Raw genomic sequence first — 4786 nt, forward strand, 5'->3', positions numbered from 1 at the left:
ATGCCGGACCTCTACGGTTACCGGCATGGAGTACAAGCCGACGGCCGTCGTCGCCGCGGGCGGCGCGGTGGGCGCCGTCACCCGATACGCGCTGTCCGTGCAATTCCCCGGCATCTGGACGATCGCGGCGATCAACATCGCCGGTTCGCTGCTGCTCGGCGTCGTCGCAGCGATGCTCGGTCCCGACCGGCTGTGGCGCCTGTTCCTCGGCGTCGGTGTACTCGGCGGCTTCACAACCTTCTCCACGTTCGCCGTCGACGCGGTTCGCCACCCCGCGACTGCCGTCGTCTATGTGGCCGTGACGCTCGTGGGGGCACTCGCGGCGGCGCGCGCCGGCATGGCGGCCGGCGAGGCGTGGCGGCACCGGACGGCCCGATGACCGTCCTGCTCGTCGCCCTGGGCGGCGGTGCCGGAGCGGTCCTGCGCTATCTCGCGGGCCGGCACGTCCGCTCCTACCGCAGCGTCCCGGTGGCGACCCTGACCGTCAACGTCCTCGGTTGCCTGCTGCTCGGTGTGCTGTCCGGGGCCGCGCTCGCGCCCTCGACGTTCGCGCTGCTCGGCACGGGGTTCTGCGGGGGCCTGACCACCTACTCGACGTTCGCCGTCGAGACGGTCGGTCTCGTCCGGGTGCGCCGCCCGGTCACCGCGACGGTGTATGCGGCGGTGAGCGTGCTCGCCGGCACGGCCGCGGCCTGGGCCGGGTATGCCCTCACGTCCTGACCGACGGCGATCGGCGCGCGCCGGGCACGCCGGGCGGGCAAGATGAGCAGGGCAAGGTCGGGTGGACGAGGAGGTCACATGGCGCACGAACGAGCGGGACAACCGGCGGCGGCGGAGGATCTGGAGGACCTCGCGCACCTGGTCACCGCGTACTACACGGTGACGCCGGACCCGCAGGATCCGATGCAGCAGGTGGCCTTCGGCACCTCCGGTCACCGCGGTTCCAGCCTCGACGGCGCCTTCAACGAGCAGCACATCCTCGCCACCACCCAGGCGATCGTCGAGTACCGGGCGGCGCAGCAGATCACCGGTCCGCTGTTCCTCGGCCGCGACACCCACGCGTTGTCGGAGCCGGCGTGGACGAGCGCACTCGAGGTGCTCGCCGCCAACGGCGTCGACGTGGTGATCGACGCTCGCGACCGCTACACGCCGACCCCGGCCGTGAGCCACGCGATCCTGCGGCACAACGCCGGCGCTGGATCCGGTGCCCGCGCCGACGGCATCGTCGTCACCCCGTCGCACAATCCACCCCGCGACGGCGGCTTCAAGTACAACCCGCCGCACGGCGGGCCCGCCGACACCGATGCGACGTCGGCGATCGCGGCGCGCGCCAACGAACTGCTCGCCGCGGGGCTGAACGGGGTGCGCCGGGTGCCCGCCGTCCGGGCGCTCGCCGACGCCGGCCGGCACGATTTCCTCGCCGCCTACATCGACGACCTGCCGAACGTCGTGGATCTCGACGCCGTCCGCGACGCCGGGTTGCGCGTCGGCGCCGATCCGCTCGGCGGCGCCAGCGTCGACTACTGGGGCGAGATCGCCGAGCGGCACCGGCTGGACCTGACCGTCGTCAACCCGCTCGTCGACGCCACCTGGCGGTTCATGACCCTCGACACCGACGGCAGGATCCGGATGGACTGCTCGTCGCCCAACGCGATGGCGTCGCTGATCGGCGCCCGCGACCGCTACGACCTGGCGACCGGCAACGACGCCGACGCCGACCGGCACGGCATCGTCACCCCCGACGGGGGGCTGATGAACCCGAACCACTACCTCGCGGTCGCCATCGACTACCTGTACCGGCACCGGTCCGGATGGTCGGCCGAGGCGAAGGTCGGCAAGACCCTCGTGAGCTCGTCGATGATCGACCGCGTGGCCGCGGGCCTGGGCCGGGGTCTGCTCGAGGTGCCGGTGGGCTTCAAGTGGTTCGTTCCCGGCCTGCTCGACGGCAGCCTCGGCTTCGGTGGAGAGGAGAGCGCCGGCGCCTCCTTCCTGCGGCGCGACGGCTCGGTGTGGACCACCGACAAGGACGGCATCCTGCTGGCCCTGCTCGCGTCCGAGATCACCGCCGTGACCGGCACGACCCCCTCCCGGCGCTACGCCGAGCTCGCCGAGCGCTACGGCGACCCGTCGTACGCCCGGGTCGACGCGCCCGCGACGCGCGAGCAGAAGGCCGTCCTGGCGAAGCTCTCGCCCGACCAGGTCGACGCCACCGAACTCGCCGGCGAGCCGATCACCGCGACCCTCACCGCCGCGCCGGGCAACGGTGCCGCGCTCGGGGGCCTGAAGGTCACGACGGAGAACGCGTGGTTCGCGGCCCGGCCCTCCGGCACCGAGGACGTGTACAAGATCTACGCCGAATCGTTCCTCGGCCCGGAGCATCTCGCCCGCGTCCAGGACGCGGCGCGGGACCTGGTGTCCCACGTCCTCGGCTGAGCCCGCACCGGCGGGACGCGCCCGCCCTCCCGGTCGTGCGCGTCGCTAACATCAGGCCATCATGCGAACACGCGACGCCGCCCTGCCGCGGGAGATCTGGGTCCTGGTCAGCGCGGCCTTCGTCATCGCCCTCGGTTTCGGTCTCGTCGCACCCGCGCTGCCGCAGTTCGCGCGCAGCTTCGGGGTGGGGGTCACCGCGGCGTCCGTCGTCATCTCGGCGTTCGCGGCGATGCGCCTGCTGTTCGCCCCCGCGAGCGGAAACCTCGTGCAGCGGCTGGGGGAGCGGCCGGTGTACACCGCCGGTGTGCTCATCGTGGCGCTGTCCACCGGCGCCTGCGCCTTCGCGACGGACTACTGGCAGCTGCTGCTGTTCCGGGCGCTCGGCGGCATCGGCTCCACCATGTTCACCGTCTCGGCGCTCGGGTTGCTGATTCGCATCTCGCCGCCGAACGCGCGGGGCCGGGTGTCGGGGCTCTACGCGACGAGCTTCCTGCTCGGCAACATCGGTGGCCCCCTCGCCGGGGGCGCCCTGGTCGGGCTGGGCCTGCGGGCACCGTTCCTCATCTATGCGGTGGCGCTGCTCGTCGCGGCGGCGGTCGTGTTCGTGAGCCTGCGTCACTCCGCGCTTGCCGTGCCGGACTCCGGCGGCGCCATGCCGGTGATGCGGCTGCGGGAGGCTCTGCGGTCGCCGGTGTACCGGGCCGCGCTCGGGTCGAACTTCGCCAACGGCTGGGTCGTCTTCGGCGTGCGGGTGGCGATGGTGCCGCTGTTCGTCGTGGAGGTCCTCGGGCGCGACGCCGGCCTCGCCGGGGTGGCACTGACGGTGTTCGCCGTGGGCAATGCCCTGGTCCTGATGGTCTCCGGGCGGTTGTCCGACCGGTTCGGCCGCCGCCCGTTCGTCCTGCTGGGGCTGGTGGTGTGCGGGACCAGCACGATCGCGATGGGCCTCACCACGAACCTCGCGCTGTTCTTCGCGACGTCGCTGCTGGCCGGCGTCGGGTCCGGCCTGATGAACCCGGCCCAGCAGGCGTCCGTCGCCGACGTGGTCGGCAGCAGGGCGCGCGGGGGCCCGGTGCTGGCGACGTTCCAGATGACCGCGGATGTGGGGGCGGTGATCGGACCGGTCGCCGCCGGAATCCTGGCTCAGCAGGTGTCGTACGGGGCCGCCTTCGCCGTGACCGGCGCCGTCATGCTGCTCGTCGCCGTGCCCTGGGCGCTGGCGCCGCGGCCCGCCCGGAAACCCACAGTGACCGAAGCCACGGAGATCTGACCCCAGTCGTCGGTACTGTCGAAGGGGTGTGGATTCCCCTGTTCAGCCTGATCGCCCGGCTCGGTCTCGCTGCCGTGTGGCTGATCTCCGGATGGATCAAGTTCGCCGATCCGTCACAGACCGTCGTGGCCGTCCGCGCATACCAGTTGTTGCCCGAGGCGCTCGTACGGCCCGTTGCGGCCGGTCTGCCGATCCTCGAACTCGTGCTCGGCCTGCTGCTGCTGATCGGACTCGCGGTGCGCGCCGCAGCGGTCGTGGGCGCGGCTGCGCTGCTGACCTTGATCGCGGTGATCGCCTCGGTCTGGGCCCGCGGCCTGTCCATCGACTGCGGATGCTTCGGCGGCGGTGGAGCGGCGGACGTGAACGGCTGGGACTACGCCGGGGAGATCGCACGAGACCTCGGCTTCCTCGCCCTGGCCGGGTGGTTGACGGTGTTCCCGCGCAGTCCGTTCGCGCTCGGTCTCGGCTCACGGGCGAGGCTCTCAGCACGCACTCAGCCCGCGATGGCAGAGTGATCCCGCATCGATCCCCGAGCAGCGAAGGGCAGATTCCGTGAGCGCGAAGAAGGTCAAACCGGTCAAGTACACGCCGGAGCCGACGTCGAGCAAGTCCACCTTCATCCTCGGCGGCATCGCGGTCCTGGTCATCGCGGTGCTGGTCATCGGGGGGGTGTTGTGGCAGTCGAACCGGGGCAAGGCGCGCAACGAGGGCTACGGGACGGTGCAGAACACCGCGGTGCAGGTGGAGCTGCAGGACGACGGTGTCATCGTGCTCGGTCTTCCCGACGCCGCGACCACGATCGACCTGTTCGAGGATCCGCTGTGTCCGTACTGCGCCGAGCTCGAGCACAAGCACGGCCAGGAACTCGCGCAGGCGGTCGACGCCGGCGACGTCGCCGTGCGGTACCACATGCTCGCGTTCCTCGATCAGCTCTCCGCGAGCGGCGACTACTCGACCCGCGCGGTCGCGGCCGGCCAGTGCGTCGCGCAGACCGGTGATGCGACGGCGTTTTCCGCGTTCCACGCCGCGTTGCTCTCGCCGGAGAACCAGCCCGCCGAGCGGAGCGACAGCGACCTCACCAAC

General features: G+C 71.9%; 6 protein-coding genes. All 6 read left to right on the plus strand.

Features of this window, described 5'->3' with window-relative positions:
* The first annotated feature begins 25 nt into the window (after positions 1–25).
* The gene (locus CQZ88_RS19370; RefSeq protein WP_006940609.1) at positions 26–379 is read left to right on the plus strand and encodes a CrcB family protein; all 354 of its coding nucleotides are present in this window, start codon (positions 26–28) and stop codon (positions 377–379) included.
* The gene (gene crcB, locus CQZ88_RS19375) at positions 376–720 is read left to right on the plus strand and encodes a fluoride efflux transporter CrcB (protein WP_006940607.1); all 345 of its coding nucleotides are present in this window, start codon (positions 376–378) and stop codon (positions 718–720) included. The genes CQZ88_RS19370 and crcB overlap by 4 nt, the downstream gene beginning before the upstream one ends.
* A 78-nt stretch (positions 721–798) precedes the next feature.
* Positions 799–2433 (plus strand): phosphoglucomutase (alpha-D-glucose-1,6-bisphosphate-dependent), encoded by a 1635-nt coding sequence (pgm, locus tag CQZ88_RS19380; protein ID WP_029544519.1) that lies wholly within the window; start codon positions 799–801, stop codon positions 2431–2433.
* A 61-nt stretch (positions 2434–2494) separates the two neighbouring features.
* Entirely contained in the window at positions 2495–3703 is a 1209-nt protein-coding gene (locus tag CQZ88_RS19385) for an MFS transporter (RefSeq protein WP_006940603.1), read from the plus strand.
* Positions 3704–3729: 26 nt separating this feature from the next.
* Positions 3730–4218, plus strand: a complete 489-nt coding sequence (locus tag CQZ88_RS19390; RefSeq protein ID WP_006940600.1) for a MauE/DoxX family redox-associated membrane protein — start codon at positions 3730–3732, stop codon at positions 4216–4218.
* A 37-nt stretch (positions 4219–4255) separates the two neighbouring features.
* Positions 4256–4786, plus strand: a 531-nt coding sequence (locus CQZ88_RS19395) for a thioredoxin domain-containing protein (RefSeq protein WP_102800172.1), incomplete at its 3' end; no start/stop codon positions are given.

Origin of the sequence: Rhodococcus sp. ENV425, from assembly GCF_002887785.1 — a bacterium.
GTDB lineage: Bacteria > Actinomycetota > Actinomycetes > Mycobacteriales > Mycobacteriaceae > Rhodococcus > Rhodococcus aetherivorans.